General features: G+C 61.1%; 19 protein-coding genes. 13 read left to right on the top strand and 6 right to left on the bottom strand.

Annotated elements, in window-relative coordinates; translation table 11 throughout:
* Nucleotides 1-387: 387 nt before the first annotated feature.
* Nucleotides 388-729, top strand: coding sequence for a hypothetical protein (locus IE083_RS13580; protein WP_189354439.1), 342 nt, complete (start codon nucleotides 388-390; stop codon nucleotides 727-729).
* Between the two features lie 14 nt (nucleotides 730-743).
* Here IE083_RS13580 and IE083_RS13575 read toward each other — a convergent pair whose 3' ends face one another.
* From IE083_RS13575 to IE083_RS13555, 5 genes are all read right to left on the bottom strand, one after another.
* Nucleotides 744-1,013 (bottom strand): type II toxin-antitoxin system HicB family antitoxin, encoded by a 270-nt coding sequence (locus IE083_RS13575; protein ID WP_189354437.1) that lies wholly within the window; start codon nucleotides 1,011-1,013, stop codon nucleotides 744-746.
* Between the two features lie 118 nt (nucleotides 1,014-1,131).
* Entirely contained in the window at nucleotides 1,132-2,391 is a 1,260-nt protein-coding gene (locus IE083_RS13570) for a tyrosine-type recombinase/integrase (RefSeq protein WP_189354435.1), read from the bottom strand.
* A 169-nt stretch (nucleotides 2,392-2,560) separates the two neighbouring features.
* Nucleotides 2,561-4,066, bottom strand: a complete 1,506-nt coding sequence (lysS, locus tag IE083_RS13565; protein ID WP_189354433.1) for a lysine--tRNA ligase — start codon at nucleotides 4,064-4,066, stop codon at nucleotides 2,561-2,563.
* Nucleotides 4,067-4,125: 59 nt separating this feature from the next.
* Nucleotides 4,126-5,230, bottom strand: a protein-coding gene (prfB, locus tag IE083_RS13560) for a peptide chain release factor 2 (protein ID WP_189354441.1) whose coding sequence is annotated in 2 segments (ribosomal slippage) — nucleotides 4,126-5,148 and nucleotides 5,150-5,230 — 1,104 coding nt in all. Because the reading frame shifts where the segments join, the coding sequence is not laid out codon by codon here.
* Nucleotides 5,231-5,328: 98 nt separating this feature from the next.
* On the bottom strand, nucleotides 5,329-6,315 hold the full coding sequence (locus IE083_RS13555) for a malate dehydrogenase (protein ID WP_189354432.1): 987 nt from the start codon (nucleotides 6,313-6,315) through the stop codon (nucleotides 5,329-5,331).
* A 183-nt stretch (nucleotides 6,316-6,498) separates the two neighbouring features.
* Here IE083_RS13555 and IE083_RS13550 point away from each other — a divergent pair, with 183 nt between their 5' ends.
* The 12 genes from IE083_RS13550 (at nucleotide 6,499) to sucD (ending at nucleotide 20,203) form a co-directional block, all read left to right on the top strand.
* The gene (locus tag IE083_RS13550; protein ID WP_189354430.1) at nucleotides 6,499-7,230 is read left to right on the top strand and encodes a GntR family transcriptional regulator; all 732 of its coding nucleotides are present in this window, start codon (nucleotides 6,499-6,501) and stop codon (nucleotides 7,228-7,230) included.
* Nucleotides 7,231-7,450: 220 nt separating this feature from the next.
* Nucleotides 7,451-7,825 (top strand): succinate dehydrogenase, cytochrome b556 subunit, encoded by a 375-nt coding sequence (sdhC, locus tag IE083_RS13545; protein ID WP_189354429.1) that lies wholly within the window; start codon nucleotides 7,451-7,453, stop codon nucleotides 7,823-7,825.
* Nucleotides 7,819-8,163 (top strand): succinate dehydrogenase, hydrophobic membrane anchor protein, encoded by a 345-nt coding sequence (sdhD, locus tag IE083_RS13540; protein WP_189354427.1) that lies wholly within the window; start codon nucleotides 7,819-7,821, stop codon nucleotides 8,161-8,163. The genes sdhC and sdhD overlap by 7 nt, the downstream gene beginning before the upstream one ends.
* Nucleotides 8,163-9,929: a succinate dehydrogenase flavoprotein subunit gene (gene sdhA / locus IE083_RS13535; protein WP_189354425.1), complete on the top strand. Its 1,767-nt coding sequence runs from the start codon at nucleotides 8,163-8,165 to the stop codon at nucleotides 9,927-9,929. The genes sdhD and sdhA overlap by 1 nt, the downstream gene beginning before the upstream one ends.
* A 22-nt stretch (nucleotides 9,930-9,951) precedes the next feature.
* Nucleotides 9,952-10,656 carry a succinate dehydrogenase iron-sulfur subunit gene (locus tag IE083_RS13530; protein ID WP_189354423.1) on the top strand — a complete coding sequence of 235 codons (705 nt, stop codon included), beginning with the start codon at nucleotides 9,952-9,954 and terminating at the stop codon, nucleotides 10,654-10,656.
* Nucleotides 10,653-10,901, top strand: coding sequence for an FAD assembly factor SdhE (locus IE083_RS13525; protein WP_189354421.1), 249 nt, complete (start codon nucleotides 10,653-10,655; stop codon nucleotides 10,899-10,901). The genes IE083_RS13530 and IE083_RS13525 overlap by 4 nt, the downstream gene beginning before the upstream one ends.
* 56 nt (nucleotides 10,902-10,957) lie before the next feature.
* On the top strand, nucleotides 10,958-12,247 hold the full coding sequence (gene gltA, locus IE083_RS13520) for a citrate synthase (RefSeq protein ID WP_189354419.1): 1,290 nt from the start codon (nucleotides 10,958-10,960) through the stop codon (nucleotides 12,245-12,247).
* A 153-nt stretch (nucleotides 12,248-12,400) separates the two neighbouring features.
* Nucleotides 12,401-15,229: a 2-oxoglutarate dehydrogenase E1 component gene (locus tag IE083_RS13515; RefSeq protein ID WP_189354418.1), complete on the top strand. Its 2,829-nt coding sequence runs from the start codon at nucleotides 12,401-12,403 to the stop codon at nucleotides 15,227-15,229.
* 50 nt (nucleotides 15,230-15,279) lie between these two features.
* On the top strand, nucleotides 15,280-16,491 hold the full coding sequence (gene odhB, locus IE083_RS13510; protein ID WP_189354416.1) for a 2-oxoglutarate dehydrogenase complex dihydrolipoyllysine-residue succinyltransferase: 1,212 nt from the start codon (nucleotides 15,280-15,282) through the stop codon (nucleotides 16,489-16,491).
* A gap of 81 nt (nucleotides 16,492-16,572) precedes the next feature.
* Entirely contained in the window at nucleotides 16,573-18,006 is a 1,434-nt protein-coding gene (lpdA, locus tag IE083_RS13505; protein ID WP_189354414.1) for a dihydrolipoyl dehydrogenase, read from the top strand.
* 115 nt (nucleotides 18,007-18,121) lie between these two features.
* Complete coding sequence (sucC, locus tag IE083_RS13500) at nucleotides 18,122-19,291, top strand: ADP-forming succinate--CoA ligase subunit beta (protein WP_189354413.1); 1,170 nt, start codon at nucleotides 18,122-18,124, stop codon at nucleotides 19,289-19,291.
* Nucleotides 19,292-19,318: 27 nt separating this feature from the next.
* A complete protein-coding gene (sucD, locus tag IE083_RS13495; protein WP_189354411.1) occupies nucleotides 19,319-20,203 on the top strand; it encodes a succinate--CoA ligase subunit alpha in 885 nt (294 codons plus the stop codon).
* Nucleotides 20,204-20,284: 81 nt separating this feature from the next.
* On the opposite strand, the gene IE083_RS13490 is transcribed toward sucD, so the two are convergent.
* A complete protein-coding gene (locus tag IE083_RS13490) occupies nucleotides 20,285-20,548 on the bottom strand; it encodes a hypothetical protein (protein WP_189354409.1) in 264 nt (87 codons plus the stop codon).
* Nucleotides 20,549-20,603 lie beyond the last annotated feature (55 nt).

Here is a 20,603-nt window from a genome sequence, read left to right as displayed (position 1 = left end):
GTTCGTCGATGGCCTCCTACCATCTGTCTGCATTTACACCACTTCCGTGGACTCTATCCTTTTCCGGAAAAACAGGCCTGCAAAAAACAGGGGGGAGTGCATGAAAGTGCAAGTTTTTCGGGGGGGTGCTTGGCCTGCCTGAGCGCCAATGCTGGCGGGCGTCAGGGGGCTTTATGCAGCTGCATAAAAACCGACACATTAAGCGTGGGGGCGTGGCGGGGAAACGAGCGCGCGCGCCGGGTGCCGGTGGTAAAAGCCGCGCCCTGGGCGCACGGACGGGCGCTGTAGGGCGATATGGCGTTGCGTGGTACGCTGCTATCAAGTCTGGGCTGATACGCGCAGAGGCCGTTTGTGTGCCTTCTAGCGCTGGTCCGTTAAGGGGGAAATATGGCGGGATGGATCGGGGTTGACTTGGATGGCGTATTGGCTGAATACCACGGCGCAATGGGCGGGCTGATTGGCGAACCCATCAGGCCGATGCTGGCCAAGGTGCAAGACTGGGTGGCATGCGGCCGAGAGGTTCGCATCTTCACTGCGCGCGCATCGGATCCCAGTCAGCTGCCCGCCATCCGCCAATGGTTGGCGTGCCATGGCCTGGCTAATTTGGCGATTACTAATGTGAAAGACTTTGCCATGGCAGAGCTTTACGACGACAAAGCCATGAGGGTGAAGCGGAACAGCGGCCACATTTGCGGCGGCTGCTACCGCATGAAGCATCGCGGTGAGTGACCGCCAAGCTAGTGTCAGGTTGGCCGCATGACCTCGATTCGTGCCCAGGTGAAGCCTTGGTACTCGGGCAGTGCTTGCCACTGCTCAAGTGGCGCAGTCGCGGGCGCAAACAGCGGGTCTTCATCCAGCAAACCTTGCCAATGCAGGCTGACGGCTTCGCGGGCATTGGCAAGGGCTTCATCGTAGGTATCGCCAGCGGAAAAGCAGCCCGGTAGATCAGGGACAATCACGCCAAAGGCATGCTGTTCGTCCCCTGACTCTATGGCGACAGAAAATACAGCCATGTCATTCACTCCTTGGTGTGCACAAAAAATGGTCAATCGCTCACCGGCCGGACCGGTGCGCTGCAGCCAACCTTATCCCCGTGCTTATCCACAAAATCAGGGGGTGCTTTGACGTTCGTCATCTGGCTGCCGGCAGCGGCGGCGCTGTATCCCCGTTGCTTACCCTCTCCAGATAGTCAGCCCAGCACTGCAACATGCTCCGTCGTTCCTCCAGGTACTGGGCGCGGTTATAGGCGGCACGGACGGCGTTCTGTTCCGTGTGTGCCAGCTGACGCTCCACAGCATCCGGGTTGAAGCCGGTTTCGTTCAGGATGGTTGACGCAGTGGCGCGGAAGCCGTGCGTCACAACATGGCCGTTTTCCTTGTTCCTGCCAGCGTAACCCAGGCGCTCCAGCGCTTTTAGTGGCGTTGCCTCGCTCATGTGCCGCTTGGGGTGCCGGAAGCTGGGGAAGACATACGGATTGTCGGCAAGCCGGAAGGACTCCAGTTCGCGGAAGGTCTGCACTATCTGGTCAGGCAAGGGAACTAGGTGGGGATTGGCGCTGGCCTTCAGCTTGTGTTTCAGCTTGCGATTCTCGGGCGGGATTGTCCAAAGCGCGTTATCAAGGTCGATGTGCGACCACTCCGCGCGCACTGTTTCCCCGATCCGGGTAAAGCAGGTCATCAACACCCTGAACAGCAAGCGTGTCTGGTACGTCATCCCCTCGGTGCTGTTGATCGCCTCGAAAAAGCGTGGCAGCTCCTCTTGTCGCAGAGAGGGGCGAGGCTTGCTGATAGGGGTCATCATGACGCCAACCAAGTCCGCCGCCGGGTTGAACTGGGCGCGCCCCGATATCACGGCAAGGCGGAAAATGGCGTTGCACCGTTCGCGCAGACGCTTGGCGGTGTCCAGCTTGCCGGCGCCTTCAACCCCCCGAAAGACTGTTAGCAGCTCCATGGCGGTAATCTCGCTGATCGGACGTTTGCCAAGCGTGGGGAACAAGTAGGTCTGCAGCGTTTTCAATACCGCCTGGGCATGGCGTGGCGCCCATTCGGCAGCCTTGACCTTGTGCCACTCCTTGGCGATCGCTTCAGAGCTGTTTTTCTGGGCAAGCACTATGGCCAGCTTGTCGGCCTTGCGCCTCTCGCCGGGGTCGGTGCCATTGGCCAGTATTCTTCTGGCTTCATCCCGCTTCTCCCGCGCCATTTTCAGGCTGCTATCCGGGAACACCCCAAGTGCCAGGGATTTTTCCTTTCCCTGCCATCGGTACTTCAGCCGCCAATACTTTGCACCATTGGGCATCACCCAAAGGCTAAGGCCAAGAGAATCTGACAGCTTCAGCGGCTTGCCATCAGTCCGTGGTTTTGCCTTGTCGGCTTCTAGCTTGGTAAGAGGCATGATTTTCTTCTGGGGGTATTTTTCAGGGGTGTTTACATTTGTACCCCCAAATATACCCCCGAAAGATGGGTGCTTGCAGTGCACATTTATGCACAACCATGCACACAAAAAACCCGCATGACTGTTTGTCTATGCGGGTTTTGTGCACGGTAGTGAACTGCTATGCCTATTACTCCAGTCGCATCTGCGGGAACAGGATGACGTCGCGGATGGATGGCGAATCGGTGAGCAGCATCACCAGACGGTCGATGCCGATGCCGCAGCCGCCGGTCGGTGGCAGGCCGTATTCCATGGCGCGGATGTAGTCGGCGTCGTAGTGCATCGCCTCGTCGTCGCCGGCATCCTTCTGCTCGACCTGCGACAGGAAACGCGCGGCCTGGTCTTCCGGATCGTTCAGCTCGGAGTAGCCGTTGGCGTGCTCGCGGCCAACGATGAACAGCTCGAAACGCTCGGTGATACCGGGCTGGGTATCGGAGCCGCGAGCCAGCGGCGACACTTCCACCGGGTAGTCGATGATGAAGGTCGGGTTCCACAGCAGGCTTTCCGCACACTCTTCAAACAGGGTCAGCTGCAGGCTGCCCAGGCCCGGTGCCGGCGGCAGCTTGCCGCCCAGGCGCTGGATCTCCGTAGCCACCCACCCGGCATCGAACAGCTGCGCGTCGGTGTACTGCGGGTTGTAGTGTTTGATGGCGCCGACGATGGTGAAGCGGTCGAACGGCTTGCCGAGGTCCACTTCCTTGCCGTGGTAGGTCACGGTGGTGTGGCCGGTGGCGGCGATGGCGCACTGGCGGATGATGTGCTCGGTCATCTGCATCATGCGCTGGTAGTCGCTGTAGGCCTCGTAGAATTCGATCATGGTGAACTCGGGGTTGTGGCGCGTGCTCATCCCCTCGTTGCGGAAGTTGCGGTTGATCTCGAACACGCGTTCCAGGCCGCCGACCACCAGACGCTTCAGGTACAGCTCCGGCGCCACGCGCAGGTACAGCGACATGTCCAGCGCGTTGTGGTGGGTGACGAAGGGCTTGGCGGTGGCGCCACCCGGAATCGGGTGCATCATCGGGGTTTCCACTTCCAGATAGTGCTGGGCGACCATCACTTCACGGATGGTCTGCACGATCCTGGAGCGCTTGATGAAGGTGTTGCGGCTGTGCTCGCTGGTGATCAGGTCGACGTAGCGCTGGCGGTATTTCTGCTCCTGGTCGGTCATGCCGTGGAACTTGTCCGGCAGCGGACGCAGCGATTTGGTCAGCAGGCGCAGCTCGGTCACGTTCACCGATAGCTCGCCCTTGTTGGTCTTGAACAGGGTGCCGCGCGCGGCGATGATGTCGCCCATGTCCCAGTGCTTGAACGCAGCGTGGACTTCCGGGCCGGCCCCTTGGTCGTTGATATACAGCTGGAGCTGGCCGGTCACGTCCTGGATGGTGGCGAAGCTGGCCTTGCCCATCACGCGCTTGAGCATCATGCGGCCGGCCACGGCGACCTGCATGTTCAGTTGTTCCAGCTCTTCCTTGCTGTTGCCGTTGTGGCGGCTGTGCAGATCGCCGCTGAGGTCTTCGCGCTTGAAGTCGTTGGGGAAGGCAACACCGGCTTCGCGCAGCGCTTTCAGTTTGTCGCGGCGCTCGGCCATGATGTGGTTTTCATCGTGCTGCGGCTGGCTGGATTCGTGTTCCGACATGGTATCTCCATCAATGTAAAAGGTTGGCCGCATCGCATGCGGCCAACCTTGGATATCGTTTAAACGCCCTGTTTCAGGCTGGCTTCGATAAAGCCGTCGAGGTCGCCGTCCATTACGCCCTTGATGTTGCCAACTTCATGGCTGGTACGCAGGTCCTTGATGCGCGACTGGTCAAATACGTAGGAGCGGATCTGGTGGCCCCAGCCCACGTCCGTCTTGCTGTCTTCCAGCGACTGCTTGGCCTCGTTGCGCAGTTTCAGTTCGCGCTCGTACAGTTTGGCGCGCAGCATTTGCCACGCTTCGTCGCGGTTGCGGTGCTGCGAGCGGTCATTCTGGCACTGCACCACGATATTGGTCGGGATGTGCGTCAGGCGCACCGCCGAATCGGTCTTGTTGATGTGCTGGCCGCCGGCACCGGAGGCGCGGTAGGTATCGGTACGCACGTCAGCCGGGTTGATGACGATCTCGAAGCTGTCATCCACTTCCGGATAGACGAATACGGAGCTGAACGAGGTATGGCGGCGGGCGTTGGAGTCGAACGGCGACACGCGCACCAGGCGGTGGACGCCGACTTCGGTGCGTAGCAGGCCGTAGGCATATTCGCCCTCGATCTTGATGGTGGCGCTGGAGATACCGGCCACTTCGCCTTCAGATTCTTCCAGGATCTCGACCTTGAAGCCCTTGCGCTCGGCGTAGCGCACGTACATGCGCAGCAGCATGCCGGCCCAGTCCTGCGCCTCGGTGCCGCCGGCGCCGGCCTGGATGTCCAGGAAGCAGTTGTTCGGGTCCATCGGGTCGTGGAACATGCGGCGGAATTCGAGCTTGGCCAGTCTGGCCTCGACCTCGTCCAGGTCGGCCTTCACCGCCAGGATGGCGTCGTCGTCGCCCTCGGCGCGGCCCATTTCAAACAATTCGGCGCAGTCGGCGAGGGTGGCGGCGATGCCTTCGATCACCAGTACCACGTCTTCCAGCTGCTTGCGCTCGCGGCCGAGTTCTTGTGCCTTTTTGGGGTCGTTCCAGATATCGGGATCTTCGGTCAGGCGGGAAACTTCTTCCAGGCGGTCTTTTTTACCGTCGTAGTCAAAGATACCCCCGGATATCGGTGTTGCGGGTAGCCAGATCGTCGATCTGTGCCTGGATTTGATTGAGTACTTCGGCTTCAATCATGGTGTTTCGACCTCCAAAAAGAGCGGGATTGCGGGGTAATTCGGTAAAGACAAAAAGCGCACCTCGCGGTGCGCTTTTGCCGGAACGCCCAGTCATCAACCCAGCAGGTGGGCAACGCCGGCGCGTTCTTCTTCCAGTTCGTTCAGGGTGACGTTGATGCGCTCACGGCTGAATTCGTCGATTTCCAAGCCTTGTACGATCTTGTACTCGCCGTTCTCGCAGGTGACCGGGAAGCCGAACATCACGTCTTTCGGGATGCCGTAGGAGCCGTCGGACGGGATGCCCATGGTAACCCACTGGCCGTTGGTGCCCAGCGCCCAGTCATGCATGTGGTCGATGGCAGCGTTGGCCGCGGAAGCTGCGGACGACAGGCCGCGGGCGGCGATGATGGCGGCGCCGCGCTTGCCCACGGTCGGCAGGAATACATCGCGGTTCCATTCGTGGTTGTTGATCATGTCTTTTACCGACTGGCCGTCAATGGTGGCAAAGCGGTAGTCGGCATACATGGTCGGCGAGTGGTTGCCCCATACGGTCAGCTTTTCGATGTCGGTCACGGCCTTGCCGGTTTTGGCGGCCAGCTGCGACAGCGCGCGGTTGTGGTCCAGGCGCAACATGGCGGTGAAATTATTTGGATTCAGGTCCGGAGCCGACTTCATCGCGATGTAGGCGTTGGTGTTGGCAGGGTTGCCCACGACCAGCACACGTACGTTGCGGCTGGCGACGTCGTTCAGCGCCTTGCCCTGAACGGTAAAGATCTTGGCGTTTTCCTGCAGCAGGTCGGCACGCTCCATGCCCGGGCCGCGCGGACGGGCACCCACCAGCAGAGCGTAGTCGGCGTCCTTGAAGGCAACGTTCGGATCGTCGGTGCCGATCATGCCGGCCAGCAGCGGGAAGGCGCAGTCTTCCAGTTCCATCATCACGCCTTGCAGAGCCTGTTGGGCCTTCTCGTTGGCGATTTCCAGCAGTTGCAGGATGACCGGCTGGTCTTTGCCCAGCATTTCACCACTGGCAATGCGGAACAACAGGCTGTAACCAATCTGACCGGCTGCACCAGTGACGGCGACGCGAACGGGGGCTTTCATCGATGTACTCTCCTTTAGAACTTTGGAATGACTGCTCTTTGGATGCTGCTTTGCAACAGTTTCAGCGAGTTTAGCACGCGGCACTGTCTTTGTGCTGCTTGATGCAATCAGTACGTGACTTTTTGTCTTGTGTCTTATATAAGACTGGTGTTTACCTTAATCGCGTTTGGTGTTAAAAAGTCCATGGGCAACAAGAGTCTCAGTCGTATCCCCTTGTATCAGCAGGCAAGACAGCAGATTCTGGAGCGGCTGTGCGAAGGCGAGTGGCAGGTGGCGGAATCGCTGCCCAGCGAGTGGGAGCTTGCCGAGCAGCTGTCCGTCAGCCAGGGCACGGTGCGCAAGGCGCTCTCCGGGCTGGTGGCGGACGGGGTGCTGTACCGGCAGCAAGGCAAGGGTACTTTTGTGGCGCCCGGTGCCGATGACTGGGCCGGCATGTCGATGATCTCGCCCGGTTTGCTGTCGGAACCCCCCGATCGCCTGCAGCGCGAGTTTCTCGGTATTGCGCGTGCCAATGCGCCGGACGATGTGTCGGCCGCATTGGGCTTGCGCCGTGCGGCACCGGTGTTCCGCATTCGCCTGTTGTGGCGGCTGCGCGGCCAGCTGGTGGCGCTGGATGATGTGCTGCTGCCCGCCGAGCGTTTTCCGGCGCTGGATTCACGCTGGCTACGCCAGTTGCCCGGTGTGTGGGCCGTGCTGCAGCAGCATTTCGGCGTCCGTCTGCGGGTGGCGACAGAGCAGTGGCGGGCGGTAGTGCTGGAGCGCGACGAGGCGCAGTTGCTGGCAGCAATGCCCGGGGGAGTGGTGTTGTCGCACTTGCGCCTGGCGGTGGACGTCGGTGGCGAGGCCGTGGAATGGCGGCGGCGCCTGTGCCTGACCGATCGCCTGGCCTTGACGCTGCAGCATTTGCCGGCATGACAGTGTGTCGCAAACCCGGTTTTGTGTGTCGCATTCTGGATGGTCGGGTCGGCAGCGGCGCGCAAGTTTGATAGAATCTTCAGGTCATGCTGCACATGCAGCATCGTGCAGCATGGTCTGATGGATCAGGGGTGGCCCCTGGCTCCTAACGGTGACGGCAGTTTTCGGGCCGTTACTAACGTAAAAAACCACTTGGTTCATGCACATCCAAGGAAGCTATATGCAGAAGCAACGACCAAAGCACTTAGATCTGATCAAGATCAGGCTGCCCGTGCCGGGTATCGTCTCGATCTTGCACCGGGTCAGCGGAGTGGCACTGTTTTTCTCCCTGCCACTTCTGATTTACCTGCTCAGCGGTTCTCTCAGTTCCGCCGATGTCTTTGACAGCTATCGTGCAGCTGTCGCCCATCCCCTGGTGAAGCTGATCCTGATCGGCCTGTTGTGGGGATATCTGCATCACGTCGCAGCCGGTACCCGTTTTCTGCTGCTGGACCTCCACAAGGGTATTGACCTGCAGACTGCCCGCGCTACCGCAAAAATGGTTCTGGTCTTCAGTCTGGGCCTGACCGCCATCATCGGAGGCATCCTATGGTAAACCGCCAAGTTGTCGGTGCTCACTACGGCCTGAAAGACTGGATCATCCAGCGTGTCACGGCCGTAATCATGCTGGTATATACCGTTGCCCTGATCCTGTTCCTGCTGGCAATGCCTTCCGGTTACGAGGGCTGGAAGCTGCTGTTTGGCCAGACCTGGGTAAAGGTGCTGACCCAAACCACACTGATCGCGCTGCTCCTGCATGCCTGGGTCGGCATCCGTGATCTCTGGATGGACTACATCAAGCCGGTTGGCGTGCGTTTGACCATGCACTCCCTGACTGCTGTTTGGCTGGTGTCCTGTTTCGTTTATTCGCTTAAGGTTGTATGGGGGCTGTAATGACCATTCCCGTTCGTCGATTTGATGCAGTAATTGTTGGCGGCGGTGGCGCAGGTCTGCGTGCTGCCTTGCAACTGTCCGAGTCCGGCCTGAAAACCGCCGTACTGTCCAAGGTATTCCCGACCCGTTCGCACACCGTAGCTGCACAGGGCGGCATCTCCGCTTCGCTCGGCAACGTGCAGGAGGACCGCTGGGAATGGCATATGTACGACACCGTGAAGGGGTCGGACTGGCTGGGTGACCAGGACGCCATCGAATTCATGTGCCGCAAGGCGCCTGAAGCCGTGATCGAGCTTGAGCACTTCGGCATGCCGTTCGACCGTCTGGAGAACGGCAAGATCTACCAGCGTCCGTTCGGCGGCCATACCCAGAACAATGGCGAAACTCCGGTGCAGCGTGCCTGTGCCGCAGCTGACCGTACCGGTCATGCCATGCTGCACACCCTGTATCAGCGTAACGTGCGCGCCAACACCCAGTTCTTCGTGGAATGGATGGCGCTGGACCTGATCCGTGACGAAGCCGGCGACGTGGTCGGCGTGACCGCACTGGAAATGGAAACCGGTGAAGTCTTCATCTTCCACGCCAAGGCCGTGCTGTTTGCTACCGGCGGTGCCGGCCGCATTTACGCCGCCTCTACCAATGCCTTCATCAATACCGGCGACGGCCTGGGCATGTGCGTACGTGCCGGCATTCCGCTGGAAGACATGGAGTTCTGGCAGTTCCACCCGACCGGCGTGGCCGGTGCGGGCGTGCTGATCACCGAGGGTGTGCGCGGCGAAGGCGGCATCCTGCTGAACAGCAACGGCGAGCGTTTCATGGAGCGCTACGCACCAAACCTGAAAGACCTGGCCCCGCGCGACTTCGTGGCCCGCTCGATGGAGCAGGAAGTGCTGGAAGGCCGTGGTTGCGGCCCGAACAAGGATTACGTGTTGCTGAAACTGGACCACCTCGGTCCGGACATCATCAAGCAGCGCCTGCCGGGCATCCGCGAGATCGCCATCAAGTTCGCCGGCGTCGACCCGATCAAGGACCCGATCCCGGTGATCCCGACCTGCCACTACCAGATGGGCGGCATTCCGACCAACTATCTTGGCGAAGTGGTCATCCCGCAAGGCGACAATCCGGAAAGCCGCGTCAACGGCTTCTATGCCGCCGGCGAATGTGCCTGCGCCTCGGTGCATGGTGCCAACCGTCTGGGTACCAACTCGCTGCTTGATCTGGTGGTATTCGGCAAGTCTGCCGGCGACAGCATGGTCGAGTTCATCAAGAACGAGATGCCGACCTGGAAGCCGCTGCCGGCCAACGCCGCCGAGCGCTCGCTGGCCCGCATCAGCCGTCTGGACAACCAGACTGGCGGCGAAGACGTGACCGAAGTGCGCACCGCCATGCAGCGTACCGTACAGGCCCGTGCCGCCGTATTCCGCAACGCGGAAAACCTGGCGCTGGGCGTGAAGGAAATCCAGCAGGTGGCCGAGCGCGTGAAGCGTATCCAGATCAAGGACAAGTCCAAGGTGTTCAACACCGCCCGCGTCGAGGCGCTGGAGCTGGAAAACCTGATCGAGGTGGCCGTGGCTACCCTGATCGCCGCCGATGCACGCAAGGAATCCCGTGGCGCCCATGCCCACGCCGACTACCCGACGCGTGACGACGAGGTATGGATGAAGCACTCGCTGTACTACGGCAACGAGCGCCGCCTGAGCTACAAGCCGGTGCACACCAAGCCGCTGTCGGTGGATTACATCCCGCCGAAAGAGCGTACCTTCTAAGCGGCGACCAGGAGATCTGAAGATGACCAAAGCCCGTTTTTCCATTTACCGCTACGATCCGGACAAGGATGCCAAGCCATACATGCAGGATTACGAGATCGAGCTTGGCCCGAACGACGTAAAACTGCTGGACGTAATCGTGAAGCTCAAGGCGATGGACGACACCCTGTCGTTCCGCCGCTCCTGCCGTGAAGGCATTTGTGGCTCCGATGCCATGAACATCAACGGCAAGAACGGCCTGGCCTGCGTGACCAACGTCGCCGACCTGAAACAGCCGATCGAGCTGCGCCCGCTGCCTGGCCTGCCGGTGATCCGCGACCTGATCGTGGACATGACCCAGTTCTTCAAGCAGTACCACTCGATCAAGCCGTACGTGATCAACGACACGCCGCCGCCTGAGCGCGAGCGCCTGCAGTCGCCGGAAGACCGCCTGGAGCTGGACGGCCTGTACGAGTGCATCCTGTGTGCTTGCTGTTCTACATCCTGCCCGTCGTTCTGGTGGAACCCGGACAAGTTCGTCGGTCCGGCCGGCCTGCTGGCGGCATACCGCTTCATCGCGGATACCCGCGATCTGGCCACCAACGAGCGTCTGGATAACCTGGAAGACCCGTACCGGCTGTTCCGCTGCCACAGCATCATGAACTGCGTGGACGTGTGTCCGAAGGGCCTGAATCCGACCAAGGCCATCGGCAAGATCAAGGACCTGATGGTCAAGCGTGCGGTATGACCGATTTTGATCCGATTGAACTGAAACGGATCCGCTGGCGCTCGCGCCGTGGCCTGCTCGAACTCGATCTGGTGCTGGAGCGTTTCCTCGCCAACGGTTTCGAGCAGCTCACCACGGCCGAGCTGTTTGCGTACCGGAAATGTCTGGATCTGGACGATACCGACTTTCTGGATTACGTGAACGGCAAGGCGGAAGTGGATGATCCCGAGCTGGCGCACATCATCGGGATCTTGCGGGCGGTCTGACGCCTGCAGCAGCAAACACATTACAACGACCACAAACTAAAACTGGGAGTATTGCTGTGGAAAACAATCGCAAAGTAACGCTCACCTACAACGACGGCAAAGATGCACTGGAAATGCCGGTCCTGAAGGGCACCTTGGGGCCGGACGTCGTTGATATCCGCGCTTTCTCCAAGACCGGCATGTTCACCTTTGATCCGGGTTTCCTGGCGACCGCCAGTTGTGAATCCGCCATCACCTTCATCGACGGTGACCTGGGCCAACTGTATTACCGCGGTTACCCGATCGAGCAGCTGGCCGAAAAGAGCGACTACCTCGAAGTATGCTACCTGCTGCTGAACGGTGAGCTGCCGAATGCTGCGCAGCGCAAGGAGTTCGAGCGCGGCATCATGCGCCACAATATGTTGCATGACCAGATCATCAGCTTCTACAAGGGCTTCCGCCGCGACGCGCACCCGATGGCCGTGATGGTCGGCGTGGTCGGCGCACTGTCCGCGTTCTACCACGACTCGCTGGACATCAACAACGCCGAACACCGCCGTATCTCCGCGCACCGCCTGATCGCCAAGCTGCCGAATATCGCTGCCCAGGCGTACCGCTACAACAAGGGCCTGCCGTTCTCCTATCCGAAGAACGGCCTGACCTATGCCGAGAACTTCCTGCACATGATGTTCTCCACCCCGTGCGAAGAGTACAAGGTGAACCCGGTAACCGCGCGCGCGCTGGACCGCATTTTCACCCTGCACGCCGATCACGAGCAGAACGCCTCCACCTCCACCGTACGTCTGGCCGGCTCCTCCGGCGCCAACCCGTTTGCATGTATTGCCGCCGGTATCGCCTGCCTGTGGGGCCCGTCGCACGGTGGTGCCAACGAGGCCGTACTGAAGATGCTGGACGAGATCGGTTCCGTGGACAACGTGGCCGAATTCATGCAGGGCGTGAAGGACAAGCGTTACAAGCTGATGGGTTTCGGCCATCGCGTGTACAAGAACATGGACCCGCGCGCCGCCATCATGAAGCAGACCTGCGACGAAGTGCTGACCGAACTGGGCCTGCAGAACGATCCGAAGTTCAAGCTGGCCATGGCTCTGGAAAAAATCGCGCTGGAAGACCCGTACTTCATCGAACGCAAGCTGTACCCGAACGTCGACTTCTACTCCGGCATCGTGCTGTCGGCGATCGGCATTCCGGTATCGATGTTCACGCCGATCTTCGCGCTGGCCCGTACCGTGGGCTGGATCTCGCACTGGACCGAAATGATCGCCGATCCGGCGATGAAGATCGGCCGTCCGCGCCAGCTGTACACCGGTGCTCCGCGCCGTGATTTCATCGACGAAGGCAAGCGCTAAGCAGTAAACAAGGTTGGCCGCAAGCTGCTTGCGGCCAACCTTTTGCAGGTCGATGCGCGGCAGAGCGTTCTGTCAAAGGGAGCGGGGGAATTGCCCACTCTCTTTGTCAAAACGGTTTTTGCAAAGCAGCAACGCAGACAAAAGGGTCGAATAATGATGCAATCCCTGTACAGTCATTCCCACCTGTTTGGTGGGAATGCACCGTTCATCGAGGATCTCTACGAGCAGTACCTCGCTGATCCGACAGTCGTTTCGCCGGAATGGCGGGACTACTTCGACAAGCTTTCTACCGCGCCTGGTGCTGCCGACCGTGATGTCGCCCACCAGCCGATCCAGGAATCCTTCATCCAGCTGGCCAAACGCCCGCCGGTAGCATCGCGCAGCAGCGCTGCCGCCGACTGGGAGTCGATGCAGAAGCAGGTGGCGGTGCTGAAGCTGATCTCGGCCTACCGCGTACTGGGTTCGCGCCAGGCCAACCTCGACCCGCTCAAGCGCATGGACCAGGCGACGCTGCGCGAGCTGGATCATGCCACCCACGGCCTGACCGATGCCGACATGGCAGTGCAGTTCAATGTCGGCTCGCTGGTGGCGCCGCAAAAACTGCCGCTGTCCGAGATCATTGCCCGTCTGAAACAGACCTACTGCGGCAATATCGGCGTCGAGTACATGCACATCACCAACTCCGAAGAAAAGCACTGGGTGCAGAAGCGCTTCGAGGGTGACCTGTCGACCCCGCACTACAACGCCGACAAGAAAAAGCACATCTTCAAGCAGATCACCGCTGCCGAAACGCTGGAACGCTACCTGCATACCAAGTACGTCGGCCAGAAGCGTTTCTCGCTGGAAGGCGGCGAATCCGCCATCGCCGCACTGGACCACCTGATCCAGAATGCCACCGCGGTGGGTGTGGAAGAGCTGATCATCGGCATGGCCCACCGTGGCCGCCTGAACGTGCTGGTCAACACACTGGGCAAGCAGCCGCGCGACCTGTTTGCCGAGTTCGAAGGCAAGGCGGCGCAGGAGCTGGCTTCCGGCGACGTGAAGTACCACATGGGCTTCTCCTCCGACATCCCGACCGCCAACGGCCCGATGCACGTGTCGCTGGCGTTCAACCCGTCGCACCTGGAAATCGTCAACCCGGTGGTCGAGGGTTCGGTGCGGGCGCGGCAGGATCGTCGTAAAGACAGCAAGCGCATCCAGGCGGTGCCGGTGCTGATTCACGGCGACTCCGCCTTCGGTGGCCTCGGCGTCAACCAGGGTACTTTCAACCTGTCGCAGACGCGTGGTTACGGTACCGGCGGCACGCTGCATATCGTGATCAACAACCAGGTCGGCTTCACCACCTCCGATACCCGCGACATGCGTTCCACGCTGTACTGTACCGACGTGGCGAAGATGATCGAAGCGCCGATCTTCCACGTCAACGGCGACGATCCGGAAGCGGTGTGCTACGTGATGCAGGCGGCGCTGGACTTCCGCATGAAGTTCAACAAGGACGTGGTCATCGACCTCGTCTGCTACCGCAAACTGGGCCACAACGAGGGCGATGACCCGTTCCTGACCCAGCCGATGATGTACAAGAAAATCGCCAAGCACGGCGGCGTGCGCGCGATGTACGCCGAGCGCCTGGTTGGCGAAGGCGTGCTGACCGCCGCCGAGGCAGACAACTTCATCCAGGCCTACCGCGACGCGCTGGACAAGGGCGAACACGTCGAACAGACCGTGCTGTCCAACTACCGCCGCGAGCACGCGCTGGACTGGTCGCAGTACCAGGGTACCCACTGGGCACACCCGACCGACACCTCGCTGCCGCACGCCGACATCCAGCGTCTGGCCGAGAAGTTCACCTCGGTGCCGGAAAACTACAAGCTGCACCCGACCGTGAAGCGGGTACAGGATGCCCGTCGCGCGATGGCTGCCGGCGAGCAGGCGATGGATTGGGGCATGGCCGAAACGCTGGCCTACGCAAGCCTGGTAACCAACGGTTACGGCGTGCGCATCTCCGGTGAAGATTCCGGTCGCGGCACCTTCTCGCACCGTCATGCCGTGGTGCACGACCAGAACCGCGAGCGCTGGGACCAGGGCACCTACGTGCCGCTGCGCAACATGTCGGACAACCAGGCCGACTTCCTGGTGATCGACTCGATCCTGAACGAAGAAGCGGTACTGGCCTACGAGTACGGCTACGCCTGCTCGGCACCGGATCAGCTGGTGATCTGGGAAGCGCAGTTCGGCGACTTCGCCAACGGTGCCCAGGTTGCGATCGACCAGTTCATCTCCTCCGGCGAAACCAAGTGGGGCCGTCTGTGCGGCCTGACTACCATCCTGCCGCACGGCTACGATGGCCAGGGTCCGGAGCACTCCTCAGCGCGTCTGGAACGCTGGCTGCAGCTGTGCGCCGAGCACAATATGCAGATCGTGATGCCGTCCGAAGCCAGCCAGATGTTCCACGTGCTGCGCCGCCAGGTACTGCGTCCGTTCCGCAAGCCGCTGGTGATCTTCCTGTCCAAGCGCCTGCTGCGCTACAAAGATGCGATGAGCCCGCTGGAAGACTTCACTTCCCACAGCTTCCGTCCGGTGATCGGCGATGCCGGCATCAGCGATGCCAAGGCAGTGAAGCGCGTGATCCTGTGTTCCGGTCAGGTCTACTATGATCTGGTCAACGGCCGCAAGGAACGCGAGCTGGACAGCGAAGTGGCGATCATCCGCGTCGAGCAGCTGTATCCGTTCCCGACCGAACAGCTGCAGGCCGAGCTGGCGCGCTTCTCCCACGTGAAGGAAATCATGTGGGTTCAGGAAGAGCCACGCAACCAGGGCGCCTGGTACCAGATCCGCCACCGTCTGGAGGCGCTGCTGGGCGCCAAGCAGACCCTGCTGTTTGCCGGTCGTCCATCGTCGGCATCGCCGGCCGTGGGTTACATGAGCAAGCACGTTGCGCAACTGAAGGGCTTCATCGAAGAAGCCATGTCGGTTAACAAATAACACCTGTAGAACAAAGGGCGGCTGCCAGCCGCCCCAAAACGGAGAAGAACATGGCCATTATCGAAGTGAAAGTGCCGCAGTTGCCGGAATCGGTTTCCGAAGCCACCCTGATGTCCTGGCACAAGAGTGTCGGTCAGGCGGTTGCCCGTGACGAAAACCTGATCGATCTGGAGACTGACAAGGTCGTGCTGGAACTGCCGGCACCGCTGGCTGGCGTGATCGTCGAAATCATCGAGCAGGATGGCGCGACCGTGGTTTCCGGTCAGCTGATCGCCCGCATCGACACCGCGGCCACCGCCGGCGATGCCGCACCGGCCGCAGCTGCTGCTGCCCCGGCCCCGGTTGCCGCAGCACCGGTACAGGCTGCAGCGCCAGGTGGCGCGGCGATGCCGTCGGCTGCCAAACTGGCTGCCGAAAGCGGCGTGGACCTGGCTGGCGTGGCCGGCTCCGGTCGTGACGGTCGCATCCTGAAAGAAGACGTTGCCGCTGCTGCCGCCAAGCCAGCCGCCGCTGCTGCCAAGCCGGTAGCACCGCTGCCACCGGTTGCTGCCGATGCTTCCGGCCGTCCGGAGCAGCGCGTGGCGATGTCCCGTCTGCGCCAGCGCGTGGCCGAGCGCCTGCTGCAATCGCAACAGACCAACGCGATTCTGACCACTTTCAACGAAGTGAACATGAAGCCGCTGATGGACCTGCGCGCCAAGTACAAGGACAAGTTCGAGAAAGAGCACGGCGTGAAGCTGGGCTTCATGGGCTTCTTCGTCAAGGCCGCGGTAGCCGCGCTGAAGAAATTCCCGATCGTGAACGCCTCGGTTGACGGCAACGACATCATCTATCACGGCTACTTCGACATCGGCGTCGCCGTTGGCAGCCCGCGTGGTCTGGTGGTACCGGTGATCCGCAACGCCGACCAGCTGTCGCTGGCCGACATCGAGAAGCAGATCGCCGAATTCGGCAAGCGTGCGCAGGAAGGCAAGCTGACCGTGGAAGAGCTGACCGGCGGCACCTACACCATCTCCAACGGCGGTACCTTCGGCTCGATGATGTCGACCCCGATCATCAACCCGCCACAGTCCGCCATCCTCGGCATGCACGCGACCAAAGAGCGCGCTGTTGTCGAAAACGGCCAGGTGGTAGTGCGCCCGATGATGTACCTGGCGCAGTCCTACGACCACCGCATCATCGACGGCCGCGAAGCGGTACTGTCGCTGGTGGCGATCAAGGATGCAATCGAAGATCCGGCCCGCCTGATCCTCGACCTGTAAGCCTGTCCGGGACGGCTGGTCCCGCTTTCCCGGTTGCGGCCAACCTTGCGAGGTTGGCCGCAATGAATACAAGGAACAATCATGAGTCAACAGTTTGACGTGGTGGTAATCGGCGGTGGCCCAGGCGGCTACGTCGCAGCCATCCGTGCTGCCCAGCTGGGTTTCAGCACCGCTTGCGTGGACGCCACCAAGAACCCGGAAGGCAAGCCTTCGCTGGGTGGTACCTGCCTCAACGTCGGTTGCATTCCGTCCAAGGCGCTGCTGCAGTCGTCGGAAAACTTCCACGCGGTGCAGCACGACTTCCAGAAGCACGGCATTAGCGTCGATGGCGCCCAGATGGACGTGGCCAAGATGCTGGCGCGCAAGAACGACATCATCACCAAGAATGCCGGCGGCATCGCCTTCCTGTTCAAGAAGAACAAGGTTGCCAACGTGCACGGTCTGGGTAGCCTCAAGGGCCGCCAGGGCGAGAAGTGGGTCATCGAAGTGACCGACAACGGTGCCGTGGTTGACACCCTGGAAGCCACTCACGTGATCGTCGCCACCGGTTCCAGCCCGCGTCAGCTGCCGGGTCTGCCGACCGACAACAAGATCGTGCTGGACAACGAAGGCGCGCTGGCGCTGAGCGAAGTGCCGGCCCGTCTGGGCGTGATCGGCGCCGGTGTGATCGGCCTGGAAATGGGGTCGGTATGGAAGCGCCTCGGCGCCGACGTCACCATCCTCGAAGCGATGCCGACTTTCCTGGCTGCTGCCGACCAGCAGATCGCCAAGGAAGCGTTCAAGACGCTGACCAAGGATACCGGTCTCGACATCAAGCTGGGTGTGAAGATCGGTGAGATCGTCAAGGGCGACAAGGGCGTGACCGTGAACTACGAGCTGAACGGCGAAGCCGTGAAGGCCGAGTTCGACAAGCTGATCGTGTCCATCGGCCGCCTGCCGCACACTGCCGGTCTGGGCGCCGAAACCGTCGGCCTGCAGCTGGACGAGCGCGGTTTCGTGGTGGTCGATGATCACTGCCTGACCAACCTGCCGAACGTGTGGGCGATCGGCGACGTGGTGCGTGGCCCGATGCTGGCGCACAAGGCGTCGGAAGAGGGCGTGGCGGTAGCCGAGCGTATCGCCGGCCAGAAGCCGCACGTGGACTTCGGCGTGATTCCGTGGGTGATCTACACCTCGCCGGAAATCGCCTGGGTCGGCAAGACCGAAGAGCAGCTCAAGGCCGAAGGCATCGAGTACAAGAAGGGCACCTCCGGCTTTGCGGCCAACGGTCGCGCGCTGGGTCTGGGTCAGGCACAGGGCACCGTCAAGCTCCTGGCCTGCGCCAAGACCGACCGCATCCTCGGCCTGCACATGATCGGGCCGATGGTGTCCGAGCTGGTGACCGAAGGCGTGGTGTCGATGGAGTTCAAGGCGGCCAGCGAAGACCTGGCGCGCATTGTCCACGCCCATCCAAGCCTGTCGGAAGTGGTGCACGAGGCGGCGCTGGCTGCCGACAAGCGCGCACTGCACGGCTAAGCACGCTACACGATTAAACAAGACCGCCCGCGCCGCGGGCGGTACAATCGCAGAATCACAGGCATAGCAAGGTTGGCCGCAAGGCCTGCCAACTATCCACCCGAAAGGAAACTCAATGAACCTGCACGAATACCAAGCGAAAGAGCTGCTGGCCAAATACGGCTTGCCGGTGCAAAAGGGCATTCTGGCGAACTCGCCAGAAGAAGCCGCTGCTGCTTACGACACTCTGGGCGGCAAATTTGCCGTTGTCAAAGCCCAGGTCCACGCCGGTGGCCGTGGCAAGGCCGGTGGCGTGAAAGTGGTGAAAAGCCGCGAAGAAGCCGCTGAAGTTGCCAAGAGCCTGATCGGTACCAATCTGGTGACCTACCAGACTGACGCCGCTGGCCAGCCAGTTCACAGCGTACTGGTATGCGAAGACATGTACCCGGTACAGCGCGAACTGTACCTGGGCGCCGTGGTTGACCGTGGCTCCCAGCGCGTGGTGTTCATGGTTTCCACCGAAGGCGGCGTGGAAATCGAAAAAGTAGCGGAAGAAACCCCGGAAAAAATCATCAAGGTGGAAGTGGATCCGCTGGTCGGCATGCAGCCGTTCCAGGCACGCGATTGCGCGTTCGCCTTGGGCCTGTCCGGCAAGCAGATCGGTGAATTCACCAAGCTGATGCTGGGCGCTTACGACGCGTTCGTGTCCAACGATTTCGCACTGTTCGAAGTGAACCCGCTGGCGCTGCGTGAAAACGGCGAACTGGCTTGCGTCGACGGCAAGATCAACCTCGACTCCAACGCCCTGTACCGTCACCCTGAGTTGCTGGCGCAGCGCGACAAGTCGCAGGAAAACGAGCGCGAAGTGAAAGCTTCCGAGTTCGACCTGAACTACGTGGCACTGGAAGGCAACATCGGCTGCATGGTGAACGGCGCCGGCCTGGCGATGGCCACCATGGACATCATCAAGCTGAAAGGCGGCCAACCGGCCAACTTCCTGGACGTGGGCGGCGGCGCGACCAAAGAGCGCGTGATCGAAGCGTTCAAGCTGATTCTGGCCGACACCTCGGTCAAGGGCGTGCTGATCAACATCTTCGGCGGTATCGTTCGTTGCGACATGATCGCCGAAGCGATTATCGCTGCCGTTAAAGAAGTGAACGTGACCGTTCCGGTCGTTGTACGCCTGGAAGGCAACAACGCTGAACTGGGCGCCAAGATCCTGGACGAATCCGGTCTGAAACTGACCTCCGCCCAGGGCCTGAACGACGCAGCCGAGAAGATCGTTGCTGCCGTTGCCGCGCTTTAATCACCTGCACCGCATAAGGATTTCAAAATGAGCGTATTGGTAAACAAAGATACGAAAGTGCTGGTGCAAGGCTTCACCGGCAAGAACGGTACTTTCCACGCCGAACAGGCGCTGAAAGTCGGCACCAAGGTTGTCGGTGGCGTGACCCCGGGCAAGGGCGGTTCCGAGCACCTGGGCCTGCCGGTGTTCAACACCATGAAGGACGCCGTACGCCAGACCCAGGCGGATGCCTCGGTCATCTACGTACCGGCAGCGTTCGCCAAGGATTCCATCCTGGAAGCCATCGATTCCGGCGTGAAGCTGATCGTGTGCATCACCGAAGGCGTGCCGACCCTGGACATGCTGTACGTGAAGAAAGCCGTCGACGAAGCCGGCATCCGCCTGATCGGCCCTAACTGCCCAGGTATCATCACCCCGGGCGAGTGCAAGATCGGCATCATGCCGTGGCACATCCACAACCCGGGCCGCATCGGTATCGTGTCCCGTTCCGGCACCCTGACCTACGAAGCCGTGGCACAGACCACCGCGCTGGGTCTGGGCCAGTCCACCTGCATCGGTATCGGCGGCGATCCGATCCCGGGCACCAGCCACATCGACGCGCTGAAACTGTTCCAGGACGATCCGGATACCGACGCTATCGTGATGATCGGTGAAATCGGCGGCTCCGCCGAAGAAGAAGCGGCCGAATTCGCCAAGGCTTACGTGACCAAGCCGGTAGTCGGCTACATCGCCGGTGTGACTGCCCCTAAAGGCAAGCGCATGGGCCACGCCGGCGCCATCATCTCCGGCGGCAAGGGTACCGCCGAAGAGAAGTTCAAGGCTTTCGAGCAGGCAGGCATCGCCTACACCCGCAGCCCTGCCGAAATCGGCAAGACCATGTTCGAACTGCTGAAAAGCAAGGGCATGATCTAAGTCGCAAGACTGCCTGATCCAAGCACAACGCCACCGTTCGCGGTGGCGTTTTTTTGCAGCCAACGTTGGCCGCAGTGCTCGTCAGTGCGCGCTGTACCACAGCTCCGCGCGCGACAGCGGGGTCGCCGCAGACAGCAGCGGGTTGGGCAGGTCGATGATGCGGCGCCGATCGAGGTGCAGGCGTTTCAGGGTGTTGCCGAAGTGCCGCTGGAACAGTTGCTCGAAGCTGCCGTCGGCTACCGCCAGTTCCAATCCACGCTGCAGCAGGGCCGCGAGTTCGGGCTGGTGCGGGCTGACGAAGAAGTAGAAGGCGGTCGGGTAGCGGATGACCAGGTAGGGTGTCAATCAGCGTCGAATTTTGACCAGCAAACAGCGCCCAAATTTGACCAGGCAAATCAGC

It is taken from the genome of Vogesella fluminis (assembly GCF_014652335.1).
GTDB lineage: Bacteria > Pseudomonadota > Gammaproteobacteria > Burkholderiales > Chromobacteriaceae > Vogesella > Vogesella fluminis.
Note: the sequence above shows the minus strand (reverse complement) of the source record. Positions and strands in the feature narration are given on the sequence as shown.

Bases quoted from the DNA above. Each gene is read 5' to 3' on its own strand.
- IE083_RS13580 (WP_189354439.1), top strand. From the start codon at position 388: ATGGCGGGATGGATCGGGGTTGACTTGGATGGCGTATTGGCTGAATAC.
- IE083_RS13575 (WP_189354437.1), bottom strand. From the start codon at position 1,013: ATGGCTGTATTTTCTGTCGCCATAGAGTCAGGGGACGAACAGCATGCC.
- IE083_RS13570 (WP_189354435.1), bottom strand. From the start codon at position 2,391: ATGCCTCTTACCAAGCTAGAAGCCGACAAGGCAAAACCACGGACTGAT.
- lysS (WP_189354433.1), bottom strand. From the start codon at position 4,066: ATGTCGGAACACGAATCCAGCCAGCCGCAGCACGATGAAAACCACATC.
- IE083_RS13555 (WP_189354432.1), bottom strand. From the start codon at position 6,315: ATGAAAGCCCCCGTTCGCGTCGCCGTCACTGGTGCAGCCGGTCAGATT.
- IE083_RS13550 (WP_189354430.1), top strand. From the start codon at position 6,499: ATGGGCAACAAGAGTCTCAGTCGTATCCCCTTGTATCAGCAGGCAAGA.
- sdhC (WP_189354429.1), top strand. From the start codon at position 7,451: ATGCAGAAGCAACGACCAAAGCACTTAGATCTGATCAAGATCAGGCTG.
- sdhD (WP_189354427.1), top strand. From the start codon at position 7,819: ATGGTAAACCGCCAAGTTGTCGGTGCTCACTACGGCCTGAAAGACTGG.
- sdhA (WP_189354425.1), top strand. From the start codon at position 8,163: ATGACCATTCCCGTTCGTCGATTTGATGCAGTAATTGTTGGCGGCGGT.
- IE083_RS13530 (WP_189354423.1), top strand. From the start codon at position 9,952: ATGACCAAAGCCCGTTTTTCCATTTACCGCTACGATCCGGACAAGGAT.
- IE083_RS13525 (WP_189354421.1), top strand. From the start codon at position 10,653: ATGACCGATTTTGATCCGATTGAACTGAAACGGATCCGCTGGCGCTCG.
- IE083_RS13515 (WP_189354418.1), top strand. From the start codon at position 12,401: ATGATGCAATCCCTGTACAGTCATTCCCACCTGTTTGGTGGGAATGCA.
- odhB (WP_189354416.1), top strand. From the start codon at position 15,280: ATGGCCATTATCGAAGTGAAAGTGCCGCAGTTGCCGGAATCGGTTTCC.
- lpdA (WP_189354414.1), top strand. From the start codon at position 16,573: ATGAGTCAACAGTTTGACGTGGTGGTAATCGGCGGTGGCCCAGGCGGC.
- sucC (WP_189354413.1), top strand. From the start codon at position 18,122: ATGAACCTGCACGAATACCAAGCGAAAGAGCTGCTGGCCAAATACGGC.
- sucD (WP_189354411.1), top strand. From the start codon at position 19,319: ATGAGCGTATTGGTAAACAAAGATACGAAAGTGCTGGTGCAAGGCTTC.